This window comes from Alcanivorax hongdengensis A-11-3 (assembly GCF_000300995.1).
Lineage (GTDB): Bacteria > Pseudomonadota > Gammaproteobacteria > Pseudomonadales > Alcanivoracaceae > Alcanivorax > Alcanivorax hongdengensis.
Window position 1 is genome coordinate 76450 of the sequence record NZ_AMRJ01000009.1, and the last position, 25115, is coordinate 101564.

Genomic DNA, 25115 nt, shown 5'->3' on the forward strand with positions numbered 1-25115 from the left:
GTTTATGCTCTGTTCTGTCTGCGCATGTTCTCTACTGACTTCTCGAAGTCAGGAGCATTGGGGTCTTTGCTCCACTCATCCCAGAAGTCGATGGTGGCGCTCAGTGGTTTTTCTGTGGGTTCGTGAATTCGGATTCGACTTGGCAGCAGCACTGCGTCACCGACGACCAGGGCTTCACCAATGTCCAGAATGGGGAGCGTGTCCATCAGCCCTTCCAGGCTTTCCGGCATCAGTCTCTTAACCGTATTCTGGTCGTCGCCATTAGTCAGGCGAAGCGCAACGACGTTGTTGCATTGACTGAGTATCGTGGTGCTGACATCAGCTGGTCTCTGACTAATGACAAACAGAGCCACACCATATTTCCGGCCTTCCTTCGCGATCTTCTCGAAGTTTTCGATTGCGCGTTGCTCAACTGGATTCTTGCCATCCTTCTTGGGTAGGTAGAGGTGGGCCTCATCACACACAAGAGCAAGGGGTTGTCTCTTGTCACGATCTGTCCAGAACTGAACTTGGTAAATGATCCGTGCCACCAGTCCGATAATGACCGGGAGTATGTCCGCAGGCACATCGGAGAAGTCGATAACTTTAATCTGCGAGCTCTGCTCGGAAAAATCCATGAGCCGCTTGACCAAGTCCGCCATAGCGCCATAGTCATGCTGTGCTTCTGGGGCCTGGAAAAGAAAACCATAACGCTTGTCACTCACCTTGCTGCCAAGGCGCAACAGCAATCGGCTGAATTGGCCAAAAAACGGCCCTTGCTTCATATTGCTTCCAGAGCCAGGAACCTTCTCTTCATTGAGCCGCTTTAACTCGTCAATAACTTTATTGATGTCAAAGGGTACAGGGCTATCCAGAGTAAACGCATTCAGGACATCCGTTTTGCCAAGCGACTCTAAGACATTGCGTTTTTCCCCAACCACAATATCTTGGAACGCCATCACTTGGTTGTGGGCACTGAATTCACTTCTGTCGATGAACATGGCTTGCAGCTCCTCGGCATTGAGGAGCCAATAAGGCAGGAACAGGAGTGAGGGGTCTGCATTGCCCAGTTCTTCAGGGCCAGGTATACGGAGGTGCCTTGCATAGCCCAGTTCGCGATATTCACCGTGCAGGTCAAATACAATCAGGTTGGATGATGGCAGTTTGGCTGCCTGCTCCAGGATTGATGCAACGGTCCAGGATTTGCCCGATCCTGTGCTTCCCAGAAGTGCTGCGTGGCGTTGAAAGAGCTTGTTCCCATCGAGGTACGCCTTGGCGCTTTCGTCGATGGTGTAGCAGCCGATCTCCAGCGAATGATCCGTCTTGCTCTCTGCGGAAAGTAAGTTCATGAAGGACTGCAGTTGAGCATCCCGCAGGATGTAACACTGGGCATCAATCTCTGGTACTTGCACCAGGGAGCGAGAGAACCGGGCGTTGTTGTTCACGGTCAGGCAGACGGTGCCTACCAGGGTAAGCTGGACCGTGTTATGAACGCTCTCTCTCGGTAAATCCAGAGAGGTGTCTTCATCTGACTCTTGCTCGTCCCACCCGGCTATTTCTTCCAGAACCGGCGTCTTGACAACCTTTTCAATGATCCCGATGAGCCATTCCTCGGTAGCACCTGGAAGATCCAGGGCAACTAGCTGACCAACACGAGCCTTTCGGAGGTCCTCATCGCTCCTGACTTGAACATTAACTTTTCGCGTATCTACCGAGCGGACTTTGCCGAGCAAGTACGAAGCGTCGAATGTGAAAATTGGCATGGTTATCCCCCAAATATCCGGTGTGTAAAGTCACGAACGTCCCAGAGCTTCTGGTTGGGTAAGGACAACCATCCAGAGTGCCGCTTGTTATAAATTCGGGAGCCATCACCATCTTCTTCTTTGCAGACTAACCAGAGGTTATCTGCCTCTTCAAGCAATGACTCTATTCGTGGGTTGCAGTCTCGCGTCACAATCAGTCCTTGACTGGACTGGGTGACAAGCTTTCGTTTCATGTATTCCTCAAGGTGGCTGTCATTGAAGCCGTAACCGAGGAATAGAAAATGCGTGGCGCTCTCTACGGCATCATCTGCAAACTGGAGCAGCTCACGTCGGTATCGCTGAAGCGCCTGGTATTTCGATAGTCCTGGCGTAATCATCACACGCTCAGCGAAACCAGGCGGGCTCCACATCCAGGCGTTGTTCTCGATGACAGTTCCTCGATGTAGAAAGTAGTTTAGCGAGCCATGCACCTTATAAAGGCGGATATGCTTTCTGTGCCGAAACAAGGTTTTGATCTTGGTGCCTTGGCGTGTTTTATAGGGAGAGAGCAATGCTCGGTCTATGGCGCTCCAGTCTTCTTTTCGCTCGACGCCACCAAATAAGCCATTCGTATAGGGCATGGCGGAGTAATCACAGGAATATTCGAATAGCATGTCGTAGTTTGGCGTCAGCACATGCAGAATTGGATCGCTATCAGGTAGCGTTGCGAGCAACCGGTTTAACAAGCTGATTGCTGGCCACTCCGTGGTCCCCTGCGCTATGGCATAGGCGAATTTCTTATCTAGACTGGCGACAAATTCACCTGTAATGGCGGCCACCATTTTCAGCAAATCGTGGTTACTCACCGAATCCAGCGCGCCTTCCAGGTCGCCGCCTTGTTGAAGGTGCTCCACAACTGCGTTCCACTCTTCGCACTGAACGGCGTTGAGTGTTTGGTGCTGCATCTGCTCAATGAGGGCGTCCCTCAGCGCGGGCATACCAAACCCCAGATCCAAGGCGCAGGACATGCCTGTGCCGAAGAAGACGAACGGCTTGCCTCGGAAGAAGTCACGAATGGCTTCGACCGCTGCTTCTTCAGTTAAAGGTGGCATCACGTCCGTTATCAATTCAGCTGCCTGCTTCTAATAGATTCACTGGGTCACCGTCCTGCTTAGGCCAAAAAGCTATTCAGCGCTTTGAAGACTTTCTCAAAGCGATCCAATGTTCCGGTAACTGAATCGTCTTCCCCATCAAGAATCTGAGGGTTTCTCAAAAGATATTCAGCGGGAACATAATGACCGAAGTCTGGAGTGTCAGCCGGTAGCGTTCGACATAGCGCCTCCACCTGCTTGACGATGCGGCAGGTTTTCTCATCGGCGGCACTGGCTTTTTCGACTGTAATCTCACCGTCCTTGAGCCCAAGTGCTTGGTTGGCCAGAGCACAATAGAAGGCGCTGTCGAATAAGTCCTCGATATCGCTTTCAGGCTTTTCTGTGAAATCAGATGCTGTGAGCACTCTTTCGGATTTCAAGATCTGACTTTGACGCAGTCTCTCGACTTTGCTTTTGTCACCTTTCCCGTAATCACACAACACGGCCATGTTGAGATTGTTGCCGCTGAAGAGCGAGGAGAAAGACCAGACTTTATCCAGCCCACCGGTGGGGCAGATGGTCCAGCGCTCATCCAAGCCAGTTCTTCCCCTGGCTTGCAATGCTCTCGACACAACTTGTAGATAAACAACGTCGGACGGCCCTTCTACCAACAGGCAGTTTTGGCCAACAAAGAGAGACTGGGTGATTTCGTAGCCGAGGTGAGCTTGCAACGGGAAAAGCGTGTCCTTATCAACAGAGAGGACGTCGGCGGAAACTTTTGTTCCTTTTACCACCGGGCGACGTGGATCGTGGTAGTCGACAACATCTTCGACGACACGCACATCTTCCAAACGCTGAGCGGGCACCATAAAGGGGGAGTGCGTGGTATAGATAACCTGGTGCTCAGGCAGAATCCGCTCTTCGATATACCGAAGAAGATCGGATTGCGCCTTACCGTGCAGAGTCAGACCCGGCTCATCAAGTAGGATGATCGCCTTGCCAGCAGACTTTTTGAGTTGCTTGAACTGCGCCAGAAAGGAGAAGAACCAGACAAAACCGGCGCTTCGTTCGGACAGAGGAACAGTCACGCGGTGGTGCTTGTTCTCTATTCGGATTTTGGCGATTTTCCCGCTGTTGAACGGAGGCTTATCTTGAGGTCTCCCCTCGTTGATCTCAATTTTGATAGCCAAGGCGTCGTTCTGGCTCCAGAACTCAAAGATTTCATCAGTGATGTCGTTGGACGCCCCTTCGCACTGTGCTACCAGTTCCTCGTGCTTTGCAGCATCACGCAGCTCTTCTATGGTCGTGCCCGCATACTCTAGGAAGTCGAGAAAGATCTTGTCTCCGGAGCTGATCTTTCCATGCTTCTTGTCCTCTGCGAGTTGGTTCAGGGAAATTTCGCCTGACATCCTTTCAAAGTGAGAGGTATAGAAGAAGGTAGGCTTTCGCTCATTGAGGAGATCGATAGCTGCAAGCACAGGACTTCCGTCACGGAATTTCTCGATGGCTTGCATAAGCGCAGTTTGGGCTTCCGTCCGTTCAGGAAGGCCTTTGAGTGTGGTTAAAGCATCCTTTACTGTTTTGACCTGTTTCAGATCACCCTTGTCTTTGACATTCAAGCCGTGGCGTGCCTGGAGCTTGCTGATGCATTCCTTCTCGTTGACACGAATCGTCCAAGTATTCCCGCGACCAATATGGCTGGTGATGATGATTTCGTTGCTCTCAAGAACATCTGCGCCTAGAAGGTCCTCCAGGGCTTCGGTGTCATCGTCTTCCAGTTGCCACCAACTTTGCGCGACCGGAGACACTTCTTTGGGGTGGCGTTCCTGGAATTTGCTTAAATACCGCCGTGGGTAGTCTCGCGTTTTGTCATACTCATAATCATCATCAGAAGGGGCAATGCCTTGGATAGCATTCAAGATCGCTGTCTTTCCCGCCTCGTTCTTGCCGACAAGGCATGTCAAAGCGCCGACATGAAATTCGCCGCTGTCTTCGACAGATCGAAAGTTGGTGACTTGAACTTTTGTTAGCTTCATTTTTGTTGCCCCCTATACATATTCAGTGTTGGTCTCACTCCACCACAAATCTCAGCTTGCTGGCGTCCTTCCCTTTGCAGCGCTCATTGATGAGGTTCTCAAAGCGTTTGCGCAGGTCGTCTGGCTTGGCCGGTGAACCACCGCTGACCAGAGCGGTCTTGACGTCCTCCGCCGTGATCACCACCTTTTCCAAACCGGACAAAGCTTCCTGTATGGCGGCAATGAATTCCGGGGTCACGGGGTCTGGCAATGATTTCGCTTTCAGGAAACTTTCAACCAGCGTGCGTTGCTTATCCTTCAGCAGCTCGAAATTGGCCTGAATGATCGGATCTTCCAAACTGTCGAGAAGCGCTTGCTGCCAGCTATCCAGCAGTTGATCCAGCTCGTCGTCCAATGCCTTGAGCACATTGGTGGCGGGAATCCAGTCACTCTGTTCGTTGGCGGGACGAAAACCACAGTGTGGGCACACCGGGTTTGTGTTCAGTTCAGACTCCACCAGGGCGGCACAACTCTTGAGCTTGTCCAGCTTGTCGTCAAAGGTTGTGAGTTGGCTGGGGTGCAGCAGTGATATGCCCGCCAGGGCGCGCAAGGTGGCCATCCGTGGGTCTTTGCGCAACGCCGTCTTGGTCTTGTCTTCCGCTACACCCAGGCGCGCCTTGCTGTGGTCTGCCACATAGGCGTGGATGTAGTCCTTTTTCAGAGCGGCCAGGCGCTGGCGGTATTCAGCGGCGTGCTGAGCGCCGTGATCCTGAATGAGCTTGCTAAGGATTTCCTTGCGCGCAGTTTGGGTCTGCTGAACCCAGGGGTGGTCCGGTGCCAGCACCATCTCGGCCTGGCTCAGATAGGTGGCGGTGGAGCCCAACTCAGCCACCAGATCGCGCAGCTTTTCAACCGAGGCCAGTACGTCGAAGTTCTTCTTCTGGGTATCGATGTCTGCCTGGGTAATGCGTAGATTCTTGAGCTTGCCCACTGTGTTGTAGGGCGACAGGCTTTCCAGGAAGCCTTTCAGGGCTTCCAGTCGTGATCGTCTATCGCTCAATTCTTCTTCCCGCAGGAGTGGTTGTCCCCACAGGCTGAGGCGGTTTTGCAGGTCGGTGCCAATCGTCAGTACGCGCTGTACTTGCTGAGCCACAGCGTCGAGAAGGTTCTTGACTGGCTCTTCCTTACCTTGGGTTGCCATCTGAGCCAGACCGGGTTGCAGCCCCAGCAATTCAAACAGGGATCGAAGCACCGCGACATTGATTTCTTTGGGTGCTTCGACATGCTTGAAGTGCGTAAGGTCATCCATGCCTCGCTCGACCAACAGAGAGATCTTGCCGGAGTCGATCTTGTCTCCAGTAACCGCCAGTACGATGTCACCGGAATAGACGAGCCCGCCCAATACGGCGGCCAGCAGATCAGGTTCCAGTCGGAAGCGAACCGGTGCGAAATATTCCACCTCGCTGGCACCGCTGATCAGTTCGCTGCGGTTGAGTACCTGACCATGGCCTTTCGCTTGCAAGCGAGCGAGTACTTCTTGGGCATATTTGGAGCGAGTCGGCTCGATACGGTCGCCATCAAGCATTTCCAAGGCGTCCAGGATGGCGACGGCATCCTTGGTACGGGTGCCTCCCGCCAGGGTCTTGAGCGTATTGTTGATGAGCTGTTTGCGGTTGGATTCGGTGACCAGCACGGAAAATGTCGGGTATTCCGGTGCGAGATCCGCGAAATGAGTGCCAAGGGCCAGACCAGAAGTGACATTGACGATGTCACGGAAGTTGGCGCGTTCATCGGGGCCGAGGCGTAGCTTGTCGCGCATCGATACCCCTTTTGCCCAGTCCTGAAGTCTTTTGGCTTTACCCTGATAAGTGACTTCGAAGGCGCTCATCTGCTTGTCTTGCAGCCACTTGCTCATGTCGCGCAACGCGTCTTTGGTCTTGTCCAGATAGACTGACTTGGCAGCACCACTGGCAGTTGATGCCAGCTCTTGCGCTGCGGCATAGAACGACAAGTAGCGACGCATGTCTGCATCTGGATCTTTCAGGCGGAAGAACACTTCGTCGGCCTTAGCTTCATCACGAAAGCGTGGCGGCTCGAAGGGCTGAATGAAGTAGACGTAGAAGTCGCGTTCGGGCTGGGCAGTTGGACGATCATTGGGCGCGCCGAGGAACAGGTAGCCGTTACGTTCTACTCGGCGATCCTGCCATTCAACCTGGTGTTGCCAGATTTTGTAGCCCGTGACATAGGCGTGATCGTCAGTGCATTCCATGAGCTGCATGAGCGCGCTGTAATAAGCTCGGTCCAGCGCGTCGTCAGACAGCGCTTCGGCGCGCTTTTCGATCTGAGCGTCATAGTCCACGTCCTTCTTCAGGTCGAGGTAATACTGCTCGGTATCCGGGGCTTTGGAAATGAACTGCCCGTTGACGGTTTTTACAATCTCGCGCAGCGTGGTCTGTACGGCTGTCAGCAAGTCATCGGAGGGCTCGCCGCCCAGGTCTTCAATGCCTGGCTGATACAGGCATAAGGTATCGCGCAGCTCTTCCGCCGTTGGGCCAACCGGGACATAGATGTCGCCGCCGGTGGTAAGGCGGTGTACCGAAAGCCCGTTGATGGCGCGAATGGCCATGGCCTTGTAGGCGGGGCGTGTGAATGCCTTTTGTACACGTTCACCAAGGACTTCAGCTACTTTCAGCACTGGCCCTATGTTGGGGTCGGATCGCAGTACGGAGTTATCAGTGATCGTTTTCCAGAACTGATCAAAGCCGATCAGACCGGGGCGATCTTCTGGTACTGGGCTCTCCAGGATGGCCTGGATTTGATCGCGCAGGGTTACCAGTGCGCCGCGCTTCTCGGTGAACACCAGGCGCTCGAAGGTGCCAATATAGTCTGGGTGCACAGGGAACAGACGAACGTACTCGTCCATCCGCTCGTTCATGTTGCTGTAAAACTTGGCGAAGGGGGTCAGGTAGCCACGAATCTTGTGCTGCTGATCGGCAGTCTTTTTGAGCAGACGTTCAGCCACCACAAAGCTCACGTCCTGGCGAGCCAGCAGCAGTTGGGTGAAACGCTCGTTTACTCGACGCAGGCTGTCAGCCACGTGCTGGAAGCGGCTGCTATCGAAGATGGCCTCCTGCACGCCAGCTACAAAGCGGAAACGCAGGTGTTTGGTGACTTCGCCAATTTCGCGCAGGAAGGATAGGTCAAGTACCAGGTCGTGGTCTTTACGAGAGCGCAGGAATTCGAGGAACTCATCAACCACCAGCAGCACCCCCTGATTTGGATGCGCGTCGTGGAAAGCCGCCATCATTTCTTCGAATGCGGCTTTGTTGTTTACCACTTTATCTGCCGGGGGGAAGCTATAGCTGATGCCATGGTTTTCAAGGAAGGCTTCAAGCTCCTGGGTAATGATGTCTCGCAGTGACATCTGGCTTGAAATCTCGATACGGTGCACCTTGAACTTGCCGGCGATGGCCCCGGCGGCATCACGCACCTTGGGGTGGTGCAGCATGGGCACGTAGGCATCGTCTTCTGCAACTAGCGACAGCACCGACATCAGGTGTGACTTACCGGTGCCGTAGTTGCCGACGATGAGTACGCCCTTGTGATCAACAGACTCATCGAAGGAGAGCTGGGGGATCATTTGCCCAGCGATACGGTCAGCCATGTCGTCCGAAATGACGTAAGTAGCAACGAGCTTCTTCGCCTCGTCCGGCCTGTTGGCGTCAAGGAGTTGGATGACCGATTCGATCGGTTCGAACTGGATAAGGTCCCCGTATTGCATGCGCTTCCTCTTTACGAATTCTTGTTAATTTCAAAAGGGACCAGGCCATCCAGGCCGTAGTCCTGATATTCCGGATGGCCCATGACGGCATAGCTCAACCGTCCTTCGAGCAGCTCTCCAGGCCACACGGCGACGATTCGCCGGGAGTGTGCATGGCGTTTCAGCAGCTCTAGTGGGTCGAGCTTCAGCGACTGATCAAACAACAGCTCGATGTTGTCGAGCAGCACCAGATCCTTGTCACAGACATAGTCGTCAGCCAGGGCTTTCAATTCTTCATTCACCTTCAAGGGGCGTTGTCGATGGGGCAACGCTGCCAGACGCTTTCCCAGGAGCACGCCAGCGTTCAACACCTGCCCACCACGACTGTCGGCCATTTTGGCTAAAAGCGCAGTTTTCCCTGAGCCTGACTCTCCAACAAGTAGGATCAGTTTGGTCTGCAGGGCGGCTATTTCGTCGACAATTTTTCCGAGTTTCTCAAGCATGCCCGCCCTCAACTCAATTCACTGTGTTGCTGTCGTTGCGCATCGGGTGCGCGATACCCCGGAGCCAGCATGGCATTCTTCACCCCGTAGATGGCCAGATGGTCCTTGAGCCATAACCGGTACTCCGGGCCGTGCAAGCTGTGATCCGGCGAACAGTCCACGCTCCACTTGCGCAGCACATAGCCCGCCATGGCCGCGCGCAGCTTCATTCGGATCATGCCGTCCTGCATGGCATAGTCCATTTCGGTGATTTCGGGATGCGGCTGGTCCGGGTGTGGCACCAGTTCCAACTCGACGATGCGGGTCCACTGAATGTCCTGGTCGCTGCGCTCGTGGGCGGCGATGGCTTGTTCCTTGGCGTCGCTCTTGAGGCGCTCAGGACGCTTGATGCGGGTGATGACGAAGTCCCGGAACTCTTGGGACTTGCGGTCGAAGGCACGGACATGCCAGCGCAGGCCGTTGTCGATCAAGGCGAAAGGAACAATGACTCGCTCAGTGCGGCCGCTGGATATGGAGTGGTATTCAATGTTGAGCGGATACTCCTGGTGAATCGCTCGCGTGACGTGGGCGAGGACGGCGAGGTCGGGTTGGTCCAGACGCCAGGGGTACTCGCTGGGGACGCAGGCCTTCAGTGGCCCCGGCTCCCCATCGCCAAAGCTCTGGGTCAGCCAGGACAACACCCTCTCTGGCGGGAAGGTGAAGACCGGCCTGAAGCTTTGCCCCAGCACATAGGCCTTGGCCTTGGCGTCGTAGTCGATGTTGCCAGGTGCCAGATCCTTGTAGATACCCAGGTCCCGTGTGGCGGCTGCGGCTTGTATGCCAAAGCGAGACACCAGCTCATGCCGACGCAGGTCGCCAAAGAAGTGTACGCGCAGCTCTATGAACGCGAGGCGGTCGCGTTGCGGCTGGGTCAGGGTTGAGAGCTGCTCGTTCGGCATTCCGCTGGTCACTATGGCCTCATGCTTGTTTGTGAATGCGGGTAGTGTCTTTTGACTGGAGTATATGGTTTGCCCCAATCAAAGTCTATCCATATCTTTTTTCTTCTATTATTATCTGCATAATGCAAAGCATCTGTGCATCATGGTGCGGTGCTTTGGGGTTGGAGTGACCTAGGGAGGAAGCAATGAGTAACACAGAGAATAAACCCATGTTCGAGCCGTCTGGCGCAGGGGTGGTTTCGTGCGACCAATGGTGGATGGAGGTAGGTTCCGTCGATCTGGACGGGGAGGTAGTCACGATTCAGAAGGGAAATGACCTTCTGGCGGCGCTCTCGCCACGCGATGATGGACGTTTACGCGTTGCTGTCTTTCACTCACTGGACTCGAAGAGCATCGACTACCTGACAGAATTGAGTAGGGTGCCCCACCCCGAGCATGGCGTCTGCATGCGCGCCAATAACTGGGAGTACGCACTCGATTGCTCGGCGGGAAGTGGAAATGCTTATGCCGCTGACCGAGGAGAAGCCTATCTGTCGTATTGGCAGCATGGCGTCGGGATCAGTTGGGATGGCTCGGAGTTGCCTGACTGGCGAATGCACAAGGACTTACCACCCCGTTTAGCCAGTGAGGTAGTAGCCGAACTCATGTCGTATTCCAAGCTCGACAGTGATGCAGGTCCGATAGCATTTTCACCCGTGGATCAAACTGAAACGGCATCGAGTGCTTTCTCAGGTCAAGCGTCTGCGCCGACGTTGCAGCGCACTGCTCAGGAGAGCTTTCACGGTTGCCTGCTGGGTGGCGCAGTGGGGGATGCCCTTGGGGCTTCAGTGGAGTTCATGTCTCATCGTGAAATTCTCAAGCGCTTCGGGCCAGAAGGTATATCGGAATATGCCCCGGCCTACGGTGGGCTGGGCAAAATCACCGACGATACCCAGATGACCCTGTTTACCGCCGAGGGTCTGCTTCGCGCCTGGGTACGTGAGTGCTTGAAAGGTATCACCACCTATTCAGGCGTTACGGCCCACGCCTATCTACGCTGGCTACAAACCCAAGGTGAGCGGCCGCGCAACGACATCATGTTCGGGGACGAGGAGCCAGGCTGGCTGTTCCAGCAAAAAGAACTGCATAGTCGTCGCGCCCCGGGCAATACCTGCTTGGCTGCGCTGCGGTCGATGTCAGCCCTGGGTGACCCCGCCAAGAATGATAGCAAAGGCTGCGGTGGTGTGATGCGTGTCGCGCCGGTGGGGTTGTTTGGCTGGTCACTTGGCATGCAGGAGAAGCCGGATGAAGTATTCAAGCTGGGCACGGAGCTGGCTGCTCTGACCCACGGCCATCCGACCGGTGGTCTGACGGGAGGGGTTCTGGCTGTGCTGATTTTGTCTTTGGTTGAAGGTGCCTCGTTGCCGGATGCGCTGACCAAGGCCAAAGGCTTGCTGCTTCGCGAGGCGCAGCATCAGGAGACATTACGAGCGATTGAGGCTGCGGAAGCGTTGGCGCTTTCGTACCAAGGCGATACGGGACTCTCCCATGCAGAAGCAATTGCTCAGCTTGGCCAGGGATGGATTGCAGAAGAGGCCTTGGCAATCTCGATTTATTGTGCGTTGGTGGCCCGTGATTTCAGGCAGGGTGTGATTCTGGCCGTCAACCACGATGGCGACTCGGATTCCACAGGCTCGATTACTGGCAACATCCTGGGGGCACTTCATGGCGTGCAGGCTATTCCGGAAGTGTGGTTGGAACCCTTGGAGCTGCGTCATGTGATTGCGGAGATGGCCGATGATCTCTACGCATTCAAAAGTTGGGACGTTGAAGATGATCGAGTTTGGGAAAAGTATCCGGGGTATTAACCATGCACATTGATAATTTCCGCGTATACCAGCAGGAAGGAGCCAAGTCGCAGCTCTATAGTCTCGTTATGAGTTGTCGGCGTCGTTTTTTGAAGGCAGCTCGATTGCTTGAGGTGAACAGCCCTGCTCTTGAAAAACTTACTGCTTTCGGTGTGTCGTCTTCCGTTGATGTTTGGCCGTTACTGAGCCCATTCTCGGTATTGGCTGAGCGGTATGTTGAGCATTTCTTTTCGCCACAGGCTGGCCTGTTTCTTGACCCAGCAGAGCAGCAGGATGAACGATGGGATCGGTACTTCTACCATGTACTGGTGCCGCATTTAGTTATCGAAGATGAAGTGGTTAGAAATGTTCTCCGGGCAATTAGCGCCCTGCCATGCAAGCAGCCGGATGAAGCCGCAATGGCTTTGACTCACTACTTCAGAGAAATGACTTTGCCAGAAAGTCAGCCGCCGTGGGATCCTGAAGATAATGTGGATTGCTGATTGCGTCCTGTGCGATTAACGTCCACGCCAAACAAAAAATGGCTGCCTTCCTTGAAAGGGTTTGAACTGAAATGACAAGCGATCGTATGGAAATAGATGCTCAGGGTATGGCTCAGCTTTTGTCAGCAGCAGAGTCAGCAGCGCGACCAGAAGTTGAGAGAATGGTCGCTGCGGTTATTGGTGGCCTTCGGGAGATGCCCCCAGTCGAGATGTTTGGCGAGATCGCCAGCCGTCACATGTGGGACGAGTATTGTTGGCTTTTACAAACCGGGCCTTATGATGAAGACTTCACAGGGTTTGGCGGTTCCTTGGATCAAGGCTGTAATGATTTGCTTCGTAGCATTATTGAGGCAGAAATCGAGACATTGCCCCGTCATGCAAAAGTCTTTTTGAGCATTTATGCCGCTGAACGGATTGAGCATGACGATGAGTATGAGCCTGGAAGCATCTGGATAGACGGTATTGCTTCACTCCTGGTGGAGGAAGTTTCAGAGAAGGCATCGCACCTAAATCTTGACTTGATAGGCCCACATCGTGGCGATGTCATTAGTTCTGAGCTGAGTAGCGAGGGGGTTGTTTGTTCGGCACTTTCGGATGCGGGCTTATTTTCGGAAATTTTGGCATCGCATGTTGATGTGATGATTGACCCGGAGGCCGATCTTTCCTCTATTGCACATGAACTGGTGGATGCTTACGTGGGGTTGATCGTCGATGAAACCGAGTCCAGCATGGATTTGTCCGAACTTTTTGAGCGCTTTGGCAGTGACATCAAAACCTTGCTAATCGAGAAAGATGTTCTCCCTGACCTGGTAAATATGCACGGTGAACTGCAAGGCCTTCTAGACGCGTAAATCATCTTGTTTTCTCTGGGCTGGCGTTGATCTCTGATCACCTCTGGTTATGGAGAGCGTACGCTGCACCAATCACTTCGAACCCTTTGTCGCAGCCTTCATGGCAAGCCCAGAAGCACTTCCCCCTGCTGATTTAGCATCGGACGTGCCCGTAATAAAGCCGCTGAGAATATTCCCCGCCCTGATACCAGCCCAGCTCAAGCCGACGACCCAGAAGCCAGGAAGAATGATGAACATCGACGCCATGACGAAGTTCAACAGCATATCTCCGAAGGCGTTGTTGAGCCCAAACAGCGGATTGAAGTTGACGTGCGGGGACTGCCAGCCGTAGAGCGCGTTGAGAATGGTGGAATCCACCCAGCGCGCAAGCTGGAACCAGAAATCGACGAAGAACAGGGCAAACTGCACGGCGGTCATCGTCACCACCGTTTGCAGGTTATAGGTGCCGAAGATGAGCAGCAGCGGAATGCAGATGACCATGGCCATCTTGAGGAAGGAAAGCACCATCGGCAGTGCCTGACGCACCACGTCCATGGCTGGAAAGAAGCCGAGTGAGCCTACTGTCAGGCCGAGGTCGGACGCCGCGCGGGTCGTGACGTTGGGAAGTGTCACTCCGATCTGGCCACCGTAGTCGGTGTAGACATGTCCCTGGTTCATCACTTGGTGCTGAGGTGAGGCAATGGCGCGGATCACCGAGTCATCCACTTCGGTTTGGCTGAGAAAGCCTGCCCATTGCCCGAGCCGGGTCAGCAGATCGGGATCGACTTGTGCAAGCAGGCGGTCGCGCAAACCGTCGCCGCTGTCCAACCACCACTGTCGGCAATTCGGGTAACCGCCGCCACTGGCGACTTCGGCCAGGCCTGCGTCGCGGCTGTCGCTGTAGGGCCAGGCGTCGCGGGGTGATTGAGACCGGTAAGTGTCGTAGAAGCCTGCCGTATTCAGGAAAAAACGCGAACCGACCCAGGTGACATCGTGCATTTCCTCGTTGTTCAGTGTGGGGCGGTTCGTGAATAGTTTTGCTCGTGCAGGGCCGTAGCAGTCGCGTGTGAAATCGGCGACTTCCTGAGCCAGCAGCGGATCGGCGATGCGTGTGCTGTCAATGTCCATACGCATCTGGCGTAGGTCGGTGCCACAGGGGATAGATGCCACCGCCGCACCAGTGACCGCCTTGGAGATGGCGTGCATGAAGAACCACCAAACCGGGACGTGGGCACTCTGGTTGTTGAGGGTCGTGAAGGATGTCGACCAGTTGGTCTCCGACGGCTCCGGCACATTGACCTGGCACTGCTGGGAACGGCTGCGATCAAATTGGAGTGTGCCGAGATCGACCGGAATGAAGGGGATGCCCGCAAACAGGATGACCACGATGGCCACCCACACGCGGTTTTCGATACGCATGGATGAGAGGACACCTTTGTTTCCTTCATCTGCGCCTTCCGCGCGAGCCTTCAGCCATTCCTGTACGACAATGGCCAGAAACGGCAAAGCGAAAATACCGCTGGCGACGAGCACGTCCCAGATGCCGTTGTTGATGATCCAGGCCACCAGGGTCAGGTAGTACTCCAGGTAGTCCGAGGTGTAGAGCGTCATATCGAGATTCCAGCCATCGGGGTTAAGTCATCCATACGCTGACTTCGAGCAGCAGGACGGCCACTACCGCACCGATCTCTGCTCGGAACAGCCGTTGGCGTGTGTCTTTATCCCAAGACAGCCGACGTCGCATCCGCAGCCAGCCGTAGCCGGTTGCGCCGTACAGGCACAGTCGCCAGACCAAGAAATAGCCAGCGTGGTCGTCGAGCCAGAGGCTCCAGTTCGATACATCACCAACAATACTGATGCCGACCAGATTGACGCCCACTGCCATCAGTACGGCGAATGCTGTCCAGAGCAGTGCCCTCCCCAATGAACGGTTGAACAACCATGCGGGTTTCATGGTGGATTGCCTTGATTCGGTGCCTGCTGGATGGCATCAAGGCGGTTGCGCTCGGTGTCGCCCTGGTAGATGCCCCGCGATACGTCGCTGCGACTGCTGTGGCGCTGGATGATTGCCATCGGGGAGTTGGCCGCCAGCTCGCGACGCAATTCCAGTTCGGTCTTGAGGTTGTCGATTTCCTGGGCCAGCAGGTCACTCTCGCGTGACACTGCATCCTGTGCGAGCTGGTTGGCTGCCACGTTGGGCTCCTTGCGTCCGGCGAGTAGTGTCCGCTGCAGCAGTAACGCTTTCTCCAGCACGCTGGACAGCGCGACCTCGGAGGCCAGGCGACGAGCGAGGATGTCCTGATCTGGCTCATCGCGCAGTGCCTCGATCACGCCACGGGTGATGGGCAATGAAGCGGTACCGGCCTCTGCCAGGTTCTCGAAGGTGGTGGGTGTGGCTCCGGTCACCAGATCCCGCAGTGCCTCGAAGCGAGTCTCATATTCCTCCTGAATCATGGGCGTCAGGCCAACGCCCGGTACCGTCCGGGTCTTCTCACAACTATCGCAGGTACGCTGTTCCTGCTCACCCAGTACCCGCGTTGCCCAGTCTTCAGCGGCATCTGGCGAGGGCCAGGCCTGACAACTCAGTCGGTGTCCACAGGTCGCACTGTCGATGGGCGAACTGTCGGTAGCGCTGCGGCCGTTCAGCAGGTTGTAACCAGCACGGGTCACGTCACCGACCACGCGGATGGGAGCCTGCCCCGAACCACCGGCATTGCCGCCCCCGACCCAGGCCACGCCGTCATTCCCACGGCTGGCTTCCGCCTCCTCGATGGCCGACACCGCGTCGGTACTGGCCACCGCCTGTTTGAGCACCATGCCCTCGGCCAGTTGATCCCAACCCAGTTGGCCGCCCGCCATGTCCGCCATGCGGTTGGCGATAGCGCGGCAGGTCATCTTCGAGCGATCGAAGTCCAGCCTAGCTTGCAGAATGCCGTTGGTGAGCAGGTTGTACAGGCCAGGATCGGCACGCTGGATGATGAGGGCTGGCAGTGAGGCAACTGCCGACGTGGCGTTCTGGATCACGTTGCTCATGATCGTCTGAAAGCCATTGGTGATGCCGTTGAGCTGGTTCTGCAGCGTGGTAGTGAGGCTCATGTCGCCGCAGATCAGGTTGCTGTTCCAGCCGATGCCGACCCCCAGGGTCTGCATCTGGCCGACCGGCCCCATGGAAACGGCCCGGCCACCACCGATGCTGTAGAGCACGTCGTCACCGATGACGCTGCCCCGGTGATGGACGTTGTAGTCATCGACAGTGGTTTGTGCCCACAGCGGCTGACCGAGCAGCATCATGCCAAGCCCTATGGGCAGCAGTGATCGTTGGATAAGTCGCTTCATTGGCCTGCCCTCAATAGAAATCCACGCTGCCAAGAAAAATCTGGCCCCGACGCTGGCAGCAGGCATAGGGTCGCCAGAGTGCCCAGGCGTAGTCGCCTCGTTGTGCCTGAACCCGGCGCTCGTTGTGAGGGAAGACCGCGCAGGTGTTCTTGAGTGTGGGAGTGAGTTCCTGCCACTTGCCCGTGCTGGCATCGCTTTCCATCAACGCACCGGCTGGCCAATAGCCGTCATAGGCATTGGCCACCAACGGTTGATAGACATGGACCTGACCACGGCGGGTTACGATATCGCCCGCCCTCTGAGCCACGACAGCGGCGGCCTTGTAGTCATCGACATGGTGCAGAAAGCCGCCACGGGGATAGACATTGCCCCAAAGGTTCAGCCCCAATCGCGTGCCGATCTCACGCCTGCCCGGTATCAAAGCTTCGGGATAGAGGGATTCCGGCACGTTGTAACGCCAAGCCACGGTATCGAGCGTGCTCAGCAGGTAGGGCATAAAGGCCGTGCCTGCTCCCGCACAGGAATACCCCCACTGGCTGATGAACTGGCTGAACAGGGTTGAGCCTGGATGGCCGATCACATCGGCATTCTTGAACTTGGCCAGGTTGTTCTCGTGTTCCTCGTTGGTGGTGCCGTCGCCGCCGTCTTCTGCAGTGGGGTTGGGCATGCTCATCGCCCGCACTTCCACCCAGGGGTTCTCGCCCGTGTTGGAATAACTGGAGACCACCGCATCGGGCACGTAGTGTTCTACCTTGACGGAAGTCCTCACGGTACAACCGGTCAGGGTGCAGAGCAGCCAGTAGCAGATACCCTTCACACGGTAGCTGACGCAGTCAGGGGATAGCACCGAACTGGTGATGGTGACGGTGTTGATAGCGAAGGCCGGTATGGCTGCGCTCATCAGGCAAACAGCGAGACTGGCACGTAGCTTCCGGCGAGGTGATTTCATTGCTGCCCCCTCTTGTAAGCCTCGATGGCGGTTATGGCCCGTGACACATCGGCATCGCCATATACCACATAGCGCCTCTCGACTACGATGGCGGGAAGTTTGGTGATACCCAGATGCCAGGCATCGACAACGCCTTGGTAAGCGCTGGCAAGACGGGCTTGAAGCTCAGTACCGCCATCCCCCAGCCGCTGGCGAACGATGACCTCTGCTCGCTGGGAATCGGCAGGCAGCTCAGATGCCAGTTCCGCTTCGATCTCTGCGGGGGCATCCAGGTGAATGACCGGCACATCGTTTGGTGCCACTACGGCATGCTTTTGATCGGTGAAGACCAGCACATCTGCCGCCTGGACATAGGACGAAACCAGCAGCATGAAGACTGCCGTGACTAGGAGGTGGCTGGTATTTGTGAATCGGGCAGTGGCTGATGGCATGTCATGGCTCCCCAGTATCGATGATGGGCGATCGTCGATCGTCTTGGGGTACATGCGCCATGAAGAATGCGAATTGAATGCCTACCGTTTTATTGCAGGGGAGAAGAAAGGAGGCGTCCGAAGACGCCTCCATAAAGAACAGGGATTACAGCAAACCCGATTCGGCGAACGAGAACGGGATGCCATCACCAATGATGAAGTGATCCAGCACTCTCACATCGACGAGTTCGAGAGCCGATTTCAAGCGAGTCGTGATGGCCTTGTCGGCCTGGCTCGGTTCGGTTGAACCCGAAGGATGATTGTGAGCAAAAACCACGGCGGCGCAGTTGTGCTCGATGGCACGTTTGACCACGGCACGTGGATAGACCGCAGCGCCGTCGATGGTGCCTCGAAACATTGGCTCATAGGCGATGACGCAATGCTGCGAGTCGAGGAAGACGGCAGCAAAGACCTCCAGTGCTTCACCGGCAAGTTTCAACCGCAGGTACTCACGTACGGCGGCAGGGCTGGTCAGTGACGCACCGCGCTTGAAGAGGCGTTCTTCCAGCACGCCGATGGCCTGACGGATCAGCGGGTCATCCTGGATGCTCGCATAGTCGACGAGCGTGCAAGCGGTGCCGTCGGTGACGGCTTCGGACAGAGTCATGGGAACCTCCTAGAGGGGAACGGAGGCTCCTGTCCCAAGGGGCAAGGCCCCCTGGGACAGTGGAAGGCCCGCAATCGGGCCGGAACGATAGGCATCCTCCATCACAGGTGATGGACGTTCGCACGAGGGATGCGGAGCGAACGGGTCGATCAACGTGGTCAGAACCACGCCGTAGCCTTGAAGACCGTGGCTACCTGGGCATGTCGCCGACGACGTCGGCAGGCATTTCGCTTGTTGTGGTGGCCGATTCCTCCGCTGTCTCACTCGCCATGGCCATGAGCAGGTCGATGGCGGATATCAGGGCATCACCCTCGACAGGTCCCGCTGGTAACAGCAGGTCAGTCCCGGTGTGGTTGTCGATCAGGCGCAGGGTCGGCGTGGCGACCACACCTGCCTGTGCCGCCTCATCAGCCTGGGCTTGAATTGCGGCATCGGGCCTCGTGCTATCCAGACACGCTTGTAACTCAGGTGTCAGACCGGGGATTGGAATACTGGCAGGAACGCCATGGCCATCACTACGTGTGTGCTGGTAGACCCAGGCAATGGTCTGCCAGAACGCGGTGCGGCCGCCCACTTCCCCGGCGCATTCCGCCATACGCGCGCCTTGAGTGGCGGCGGGTTCATGGAAGGCCAGCGGCAAGTGGTGCCATTGCCAATTTACTTCGGGATGGGTGTCGATCCACTGTCTCAGAATCGGGAAATAGGCCTGACAAAACGGACATTCCAGATCGGCGTAGGAGACCACGGTGAACCGTGCATCGAGGTGGCCGTAGAACCAGGGTGGTCCCATCGGTTCGGCGATAGGATCATTAGCGTGTTGCGAACTGAGGCCGCGTGACGAGAATACCCATATCAGAAGGGCAATGGAGACTGCCGCTGTGACCAGTATCAACCCAATGGTGGCTCGTGTTCTGTGGTTTGCATGCCAAGACCTGTCCATGTGAGCACCTCAGTTGAAACTGTCCGGCGACAAGGGCTCGATGCCTCGCGTCCGGTCGATCTTCTCCGCCACCTTGAAGGCCGCTTCCAGCTCGCTGATGCCGTGTTCGCGCATCAACTGGTGACGTTCGGCTTTCTCTTCGGGCTCGGTCATCGCCATGGCGAGATAGAGGCTTGGCGGCACGGCGCGGAACAATACTTCCATCGACTTCGACAGGATCACGCCTTCGCTGAACTTACCGGACTCCTTGCGTGCCGAGCGCATCAGCGCTTTCTGAGCGGGGTTGAGCTCCCGAAAGCGCGCCACCTTCTCCACCTCGTCCGGGGGCATGGACAGGCAGATCCACCATTCGATCATCGACAGCATGGGCTCGGCAGCCTTGGGCAGGTCGTCCAGGTTCTGGGTCGCCAGCCAGAACCAGGCTCCCAGCTTGCGCCACATCTTGGTGATCTTGACGACATAGGGGGCGAGCAAGGGATTCTTGGTGATGATGTGGCCCTCGTCGGTGACGTTGATGATGGGCCGCCCCAGGAACTGGTCACGTTCGGCGATGTTGTTGACCGTGTTGATCAAGGAGATGTAGGCGATGGAAAGTTGAGCGTTGTAGCCTTCGCGGGCAAAGGTCGCCAGATCGACGATGGTGATGTCGGCTTCGGGCCAGGGTGTGCCGGGGCGATTGAACATTTCACCGTCCAGGCCTTGGCAGAACATGTCCATGGCGTCGGCCATCTCCAGCAGGCGCACTCGCCGGGTTTCGGGCAATGTCGTGTCGGCGCTGCGCTCACGCAGGGCGTCGCGCACGTCTTCGGTCAACACCGTGCGCTCGTCCTGGACACAGCGGCGGGCGGCATCCAGGATGCACTGGCGAATCAGGCTGCGGTCGGCGCGGGTCATCCGAGCCTCTTCCTTGTCTTCCCCGCCGGTGATCATCAGCCGGGCGGTGATTTCCAATTCACCGAGGACATCACGCTGTTCTTCCTCTTCCGTGCCGGGCACCGCACCTTCCTCGTCGTCATCCAGGGCATCGGCATCCAGGGTGCTGACCTCGCCGGGGGTGTCGACCAAGCGCCTGGCATCGCTGAACGGTGCCAGGCTCACACCGGCACCGGGGGCCAGCTTGACCCGGTGCACGCTCAGTCCAAGGCGCTTGGCAAAGTCTCCAAACAGACCGAAGGAGTTTCCTGCCTCGACGATGAACAGCCGTGGCCGGTAGACCGCAACCACCTGGTTGAGGATGTTGTTGAGCGTCGCGGACTTGCCGGAGCCGGTCGGGCCGAACAGGAACAGGTGCGCGTTCATCTGCCGGTCATGCCGGTTGAGGGGGTCGAAGGTGACAGTGCCGCCCCCGCGATTGAAGAAAGTGATGCCGGGGTGTCCGGTGCCCTGATTGCGGCCCCAGAGTGGCGAGAGGTTGGCCGCGTGCTGGGCGAACATCAACTGGGTGTACCACTGGCGGCGATCTTTGCCTGGATCGAACACGCCGGGCAGCCAGCGCAAATAGCTGTTGAGGGGGGCGACTTCGTCCTCTTCACGCACGGGTTGCAGACCTGCATTGAGCATCACGTTGGCGAGTTGCAGGCCGCGCGCGTCCAGCTCGGCCAGGTCGCGCCCGCGTAGGTAAAATGCCAGGGTGCCGCGATAGAGTTTGTGGGCACTGCCGATCAGTGAACGCGCCTCCTGTACATCCTGGCGCGTTTGCTCGGAGGCAAGCGTGTCGCCAACGGACTTGCGGTTCAAGTGATTGAGATGCGCTTCGAGCACATCCTGGGGGGTGGCCACCAAGGTCAGGCACATCACCGTGTCCTCGGGCATCTGATCGAACAGGGCATTGAAGGCGTCGCCGCCCTTGCGGGTCTCGCCGGTGACATGGCCGGTAGCCGGTGGCGTGCGCAAACGGTCGAGCACCAAGACCCGGTGCGGCATACCGTCGAAAGTCCAGGTACCGTTCTCCACATCGGAACACGGCTCGCCAAAGAACAATCGCTGCGAAAAATCGGTACCGCTGACCAGCTCGACTTCGCCCGGCTCCGACTCACTGGGGTAAGCCGTCAACTGATAGAAAAGCTCCCTATCCTCCGCTGTCGACCCGAGTAGGCTGGGATGCGGATTGAACCAGCGCAGCAACCAGGCGTGGATGTCCGCTGCTTGCATGCGGCGCGCGCCGACACCGACATTGGCCAGTCCGCCCAGCAAGCGATCACACACTGTCGTCAGCGCGTGCTCTGGGGTTTGCCCTCGACGCCGGGCAGTGCCCGGTGCACGGCGGTAGACCACCAGGCGCACGCGGCGGCATTGGCCGCGCCAGGGCAGTCGGGTCACGGTGGTGTCCTCGAAAAGCCCTCCGGGTTTGGCGATGGCGCGCAAGTGATGAGCCAGAAAACGCCGATAACTTTCACTGAAGGCGCTGCCCTGGGCGCGGGGCTGGATGTAGTCGCGCAGGGTGTTCAGGTAGCTGGACCAGTCGGTTTCGTCCTGGGCGTAGAGCTGCACCACCCAGGGGTGTTCGTCCAATTCATCGAAGCTGTCCTGCAGGGCGTTTTCCAGGGCGTCACGAGCTTGCAACAACCATTGCGATTCACGCCCCTCGGTGCCGATAGGCGTCAACTCGAAGAAGGCTGCGACTGACTCGCCGTCATCCAGCAGCAGACTTTGCGAGCCTGGCAGGTACTCCACCCAGGGTAGAAGGTCGACGAATGATGGCTTGACGTCATACAGGTGCTGTTCGTCCGCTTGTGTCGCGGTGGATCGTTTGGGGTCGCGATGGCCGCTCGGTGTGGGAATGCCGTGGTTGTGCAGGTTTTCCACATGACGGGCCCAGGCATCGGGTGGCGCTGGTAACGCCCGTGTTTGCCCGGCACGATTTCGAATGAACCCTTGTCTTAACCAAGGCAGTGACCAGGCCATCAATAATCCTCCACCCGTTCGCCCGGCAGGGCGTACTGCACGCGCTGATACAGGGGGAACACGGTGCTGTAGCCAGGTACCGGTACGGGGTCTGTACCGGCCAGGTGCGGGAACACATACATGACCAGGTCCGGATTGGGCAGACGTTGGAACTGACTGACGATTTCATTGTGCGCGGTACGGGTATAACGGGCCTGTTCCCTCGGCGCTGCCTGCACGTCTTCCGTGGTTAGTGGTCGACGCAGAGACTGGCGTGCATCCAAGAGCTCTCGGGCAGCGCGGCCGCCATTGCCTGCTTCACGACTCCAGATGTCGTGCATGGTCTGACCATTGTGGGTAAGCAGTTCATCCTTGTTGGTGGCGCAGCCCGCCAGAAACAGGATGGCAAGGATGAGGGCCGCGTATCCGACCCCTTTGCGGTCAGTCGAGAACCTGTACATGGGAGCCTCCAATGCGATGATCGACCCGGCGACCCTTGGCGTCGTAGTCGATGTTGAGAGCTTGTTCGATATGCACGGCCACCTGGGCACCGGGTTCCACGTAGACCGCCGCGAAGGCTTGCCCATAGAGCTGGTTGACCCACTGCGACATCTCTTGCACGCCACCCGCCAGAATGCGGCCCATGGCCTCATTACCACTGATGCCAACCGTTCCCAGAGAGCCATCGCTGCCAACGTAAGACATGCGGCCGCTCTCCGAGTCGATCAGGGAAGCTGCACCGGCACCGGCGGCTGTGATCAGTGCCTGGGTACCCAGATATTGCTGGGCATTGCTGCGCCGCTCACCGGTCACACAAGGGATACCGTAGGGGTCGCTGATCCAGCCAAGGCCATCGAGGATGTCGACATCGTTCCGGTTGCTGCGGGTATTGCTGCCGTCCTCCTCCGGCAAGGTGCGGATGGTGCCGTCCTGAAACACGAAGGTGATCGAGCGGATCTGCCCCCGCACGCAGGACAGCGTCCAGTCGCCTGAAGCCGTACCGCTGACCACGGCACCGGCCACATCGGGAATCTCGATGCCGTTGGCGGTGAGATTGTCGGGGCCGATCACCACCTTGAATGGATAGGGATCGTTCACCGTGCCGTCGACGGGGATGCGACCGATCAGTGCCGTCATGGCGACCGAGCCCATCAGGGTGGCGTTGGAGGGCACGGTGTAGACCGCTTTCAACGGTGAAGCGCCCACTTGCCCATCCGTGGCCCGTCCCAGAGTTTCACTCGCCGAGTCGATGGTCCCCTGGGCTGGCCCAAAGGTGTTGGGAAAAGTGAAGCCGCTGCGATTGCCACTGCGAGGGTCTTCTGGCCGGGCATCATCCGGCTCGATCCAGCGCATACCCTCGCCGAACCCCTGACCGTCGCCAGGTTCGAGCCCGAGGCCGATGGGTAGATCCTCATGACCTTCCGCGCCACTCAAACCTTCGAGCTGCCGCTGCAAATCCTGCAACAGGCCCTGGGCTTGCTGCCGTTCTCTGGCCACCTGGTCGCGGTCCTGACGCAACTGGGCTCGCTCGGTATCCAGCGCCGTCTGGATGCGTTGGTCGATGGCGCGTTCACGCTGGCGCAGGCGGTCGTTCTCTGCCTGCTGGGCGCGGTTGTCCGACAGGGCTGTCTGCAGTTCTCCGCGCAACTGCCGGACCTGGGCCACCAGCGTAGCCACCGTATCGTTGGGCGTATCCCCCTCGATGCCGAGGGCGCGCATTTCATCGGCGGACAGTCGTGCCCCTGCCTCTTGGGGGGGCGTGCCAGGGCCACGGTCCCCCGACAGTAGCCGGATGCCGACGAACACCAGCAACGCCAGTACCGGGAGCATCAACCATTTGAGCAGACCGTTACTGCGCATGATTCACTCCCTTCGCATCACCGGTGGCAGCGGCGGCTGGCAGATTGCGGGAAGCGTCGATGGGACTGATGGCAGGCAGCAGCGCTTTCGCCAGACCATGGCCGCGTGTCACCAGGTACACCACCGTGGTGTCGTGTGACGTACCTGTCGGTCCCAAGTCGGGATGCTGGAACGTCGCCGCCACGAAATTGCCTTGTAACGTCCTCGGGTCGAGGTCGATCCAGCGATGAGCGGTATTGGTCAGGCGCACCGCTGTCACCCACTGATCCTCCAGCCGCCAGGTGGCCAGCGCCCTGGCGTGGATCGGCAAGGTGGGCAACAACGTGTCCAACACCAGGTCGCGGTGCAGGTTCCCGCGCGAGAGGCCGTTCACGGGTTCGACGGTACGCAGCGGTGCGTACAGGTGCTGGGCTGCGTAGCGCGTGAGTATCACCGGCACCGGTGTCTCCCGCGCGGGATTCGCGGTGGCAGCGCTCGGCACCCCAGGGGCTTGTGTGCTGGTACCGCCATAACGGGGACCAACGGCATCACCTTCGACGATGCGTACTGGCTCCAGAGGCTCATCGCCTTCCTGTGCGGCAATGTCGATCAAGATCAAGGTGCCGTCGTCGGCATCCTGCAACTGCAACCGTGTGGGTTCGATGGTGTCGTGCGCCAACAGGTAGATAGCTCCACCCGCGCTTTGCACCCGAAGGCGATCATCGATTGATGCAGGAACGCCGACGCGCACATTGCGGTCGATAAAAACCACGCGCTCGTGGCCGACCACCAGAGGCACGGCCAGCGGCATGCGCTCCCACTTGAGGATTTCCACCGCATGGCTAACAGGTATCCAGCCGAGAAGCAGGGTGAGACAGGCCAGAAAGCGGAATGGTCGTAACAT

The 25115-nt window shown here is 57.5% G+C and carries 20 protein-coding genes; 3 read left to right on the top strand and 17 right to left on the bottom strand.

From position 1 onward, the window contains the following. Window positions 1–2 precede the first annotated feature (2 nt). The 6 genes from A11A3_RS07665 to A11A3_RS07690 are packed head-to-tail and all read right to left on the bottom strand — an operon-like array spanning window position 3 to window position 10028. Complete coding sequence (locus tag A11A3_RS07665) at window positions 3–1742, bottom strand: ATP-binding protein (protein ID WP_008928709.1); 1740 nt, start codon at window positions 1740–1742, stop codon at window positions 3–5. 2 nt (window positions 1743–1744) lie between these two features. Further along, entirely contained in the window at window positions 1745–2848 is a 1104-nt protein-coding gene (locus A11A3_RS07670) for an SIR2 family protein (RefSeq protein WP_008928710.1), read from the bottom strand. 44 nt (window positions 2849–2892) lie between these two features. Then, complete coding sequence (locus A11A3_RS07675) at window positions 2893–4848, bottom strand: AAA family ATPase (RefSeq protein ID WP_008928711.1); 1956 nt, start codon at window positions 4846–4848, stop codon at window positions 2893–2895. Between the two features lie 34 nt (window positions 4849–4882). Then, complete coding sequence (locus tag A11A3_RS07680) at window positions 4883–8608, bottom strand: DUF6079 family protein (protein ID WP_008928712.1); 3726 nt, start codon at window positions 8606–8608, stop codon at window positions 4883–4885. Between the two features lie 11 nt (window positions 8609–8619). Continuing rightward, window positions 8620–9090, bottom strand: a complete 471-nt coding sequence (gene brxF, locus A11A3_RS07685) for a BREX-3 system P-loop-containing protein BrxF (RefSeq protein WP_008928713.1) — start codon at window positions 9088–9090, stop codon at window positions 8620–8622. 8 nt (window positions 9091–9098) lie between these two features. Next, window positions 9099–10028, bottom strand: a complete 930-nt coding sequence (locus tag A11A3_RS07690) for a helix-turn-helix transcriptional regulator (RefSeq protein WP_008928714.1) — start codon at window positions 10026–10028, stop codon at window positions 9099–9101. A gap of 185 nt (window positions 10029–10213) precedes the next feature. Here A11A3_RS07690 and A11A3_RS07695 point away from each other — a divergent pair, with 185 nt between their 5' ends. The 3 genes from A11A3_RS07695 (at window position 10214) to A11A3_RS07700 (ending at window position 13208) form a co-directional block, all read left to right on the top strand. Then, window positions 10214–11875, top strand: coding sequence for an ADP-ribosylglycohydrolase family protein (locus A11A3_RS07695; protein WP_008928715.1), 1662 nt, complete (start codon window positions 10214–10216; stop codon window positions 11873–11875). Between the two features lie 2 nt (window positions 11876–11877). After that, the gene (locus tag A11A3_RS17700) at window positions 11878–12357 is read left to right on the top strand and encodes a hypothetical protein (protein WP_008928716.1); all 480 of its coding nucleotides are present in this window, start codon (window positions 11878–11880) and stop codon (window positions 12355–12357) included. Window positions 12358–12428: 71 nt separating this feature from the next. Continuing rightward, window positions 12429–13208: a hypothetical protein gene (locus A11A3_RS07700; RefSeq protein ID WP_157375469.1), complete on the top strand. Its 780-nt coding sequence runs from the start codon at window positions 12429–12431 to the stop codon at window positions 13206–13208. 72 nt (window positions 13209–13280) lie between these two features. Here the strand turns inward: A11A3_RS07700 and A11A3_RS07705 are convergent, their stop codons facing one another. The 11 genes from A11A3_RS07705 to A11A3_RS07755 all read right to left on the bottom strand — a co-directional run bounded on the left by A11A3_RS07705 (window position 13281) and on the right by A11A3_RS07755 (window position 25115). Then, window positions 13281–14798 (bottom strand): conjugal transfer protein TraG N-terminal domain-containing protein, encoded by a 1518-nt coding sequence (locus A11A3_RS07705; protein WP_008928718.1) that lies wholly within the window; start codon window positions 14796–14798, stop codon window positions 13281–13283. Window positions 14799–14820: 22 nt separating this feature from the next. Beyond that, complete coding sequence (locus tag A11A3_RS07710) at window positions 14821–15141, bottom strand: hypothetical protein (RefSeq protein ID WP_008928719.1); 321 nt, start codon at window positions 15139–15141, stop codon at window positions 14821–14823. Further along, window positions 15138–16523, bottom strand: coding sequence for an integrating conjugative element protein (locus tag A11A3_RS07715; RefSeq protein ID WP_040296896.1), 1386 nt, complete (start codon window positions 16521–16523; stop codon window positions 15138–15140). Before A11A3_RS07715 ends, A11A3_RS07710 begins: the two co-directional genes overlap by 4 nt. A 10-nt stretch (window positions 16524–16533) precedes the next feature. After that, entirely contained in the window at window positions 16534–17424 is an 891-nt protein-coding gene (locus A11A3_RS07720) for a TIGR03756 family integrating conjugative element protein (RefSeq protein WP_008928721.1), read from the bottom strand. Window positions 17425–17468: 44 nt separating this feature from the next. Next, entirely contained in the window at window positions 17469–17843 is a 375-nt protein-coding gene (locus A11A3_RS07725; protein ID WP_008928722.1) for a TIGR03757 family integrating conjugative element protein, read from the bottom strand. Between the two features lie 205 nt (window positions 17844–18048). Further along, window positions 18049–18549 (bottom strand): RadC family protein, encoded by a 501-nt coding sequence (gene radC, locus A11A3_RS07730; RefSeq protein WP_008928723.1) that lies wholly within the window; start codon window positions 18547–18549, stop codon window positions 18049–18051. 190 nt (window positions 18550–18739) lie between these two features. Beyond that, window positions 18740–19489: a DsbA family protein gene (locus A11A3_RS07735; protein ID WP_008928724.1), complete on the bottom strand. Its 750-nt coding sequence runs from the start codon at window positions 19487–19489 to the stop codon at window positions 18740–18742. A gap of 9 nt (window positions 19490–19498) precedes the next feature. Then, on the bottom strand, window positions 19499–22393 hold the full coding sequence (locus tag A11A3_RS07740) for a conjugative transfer ATPase (protein WP_040296899.1): 2895 nt from the start codon (window positions 22391–22393) through the stop codon (window positions 19499–19501). Next, window positions 22393–22833: a TIGR03751 family conjugal transfer lipoprotein gene (locus A11A3_RS07745; RefSeq protein WP_008928726.1), complete on the bottom strand. Its 441-nt coding sequence runs from the start codon at window positions 22831–22833 to the stop codon at window positions 22393–22395. Before A11A3_RS07745 ends, A11A3_RS07740 begins: the two co-directional genes overlap by 1 nt. Continuing rightward, a complete protein-coding gene (locus tag A11A3_RS07750) occupies window positions 22814–24232 on the bottom strand; it encodes a TIGR03752 family integrating conjugative element protein (protein ID WP_008928727.1) in 1419 nt (472 codons plus the stop codon). The genes A11A3_RS07745 and A11A3_RS07750 overlap by 20 nt, the downstream gene beginning before the upstream one ends. After that, the gene (locus A11A3_RS07755; RefSeq protein WP_008928728.1) at window positions 24222–25115 is read right to left on the bottom strand and encodes a TIGR03749 family integrating conjugative element protein; all 894 of its coding nucleotides are present in this window, start codon (window positions 25113–25115) and stop codon (window positions 24222–24224) included. The genes A11A3_RS07750 and A11A3_RS07755 overlap by 11 nt, the downstream gene beginning before the upstream one ends.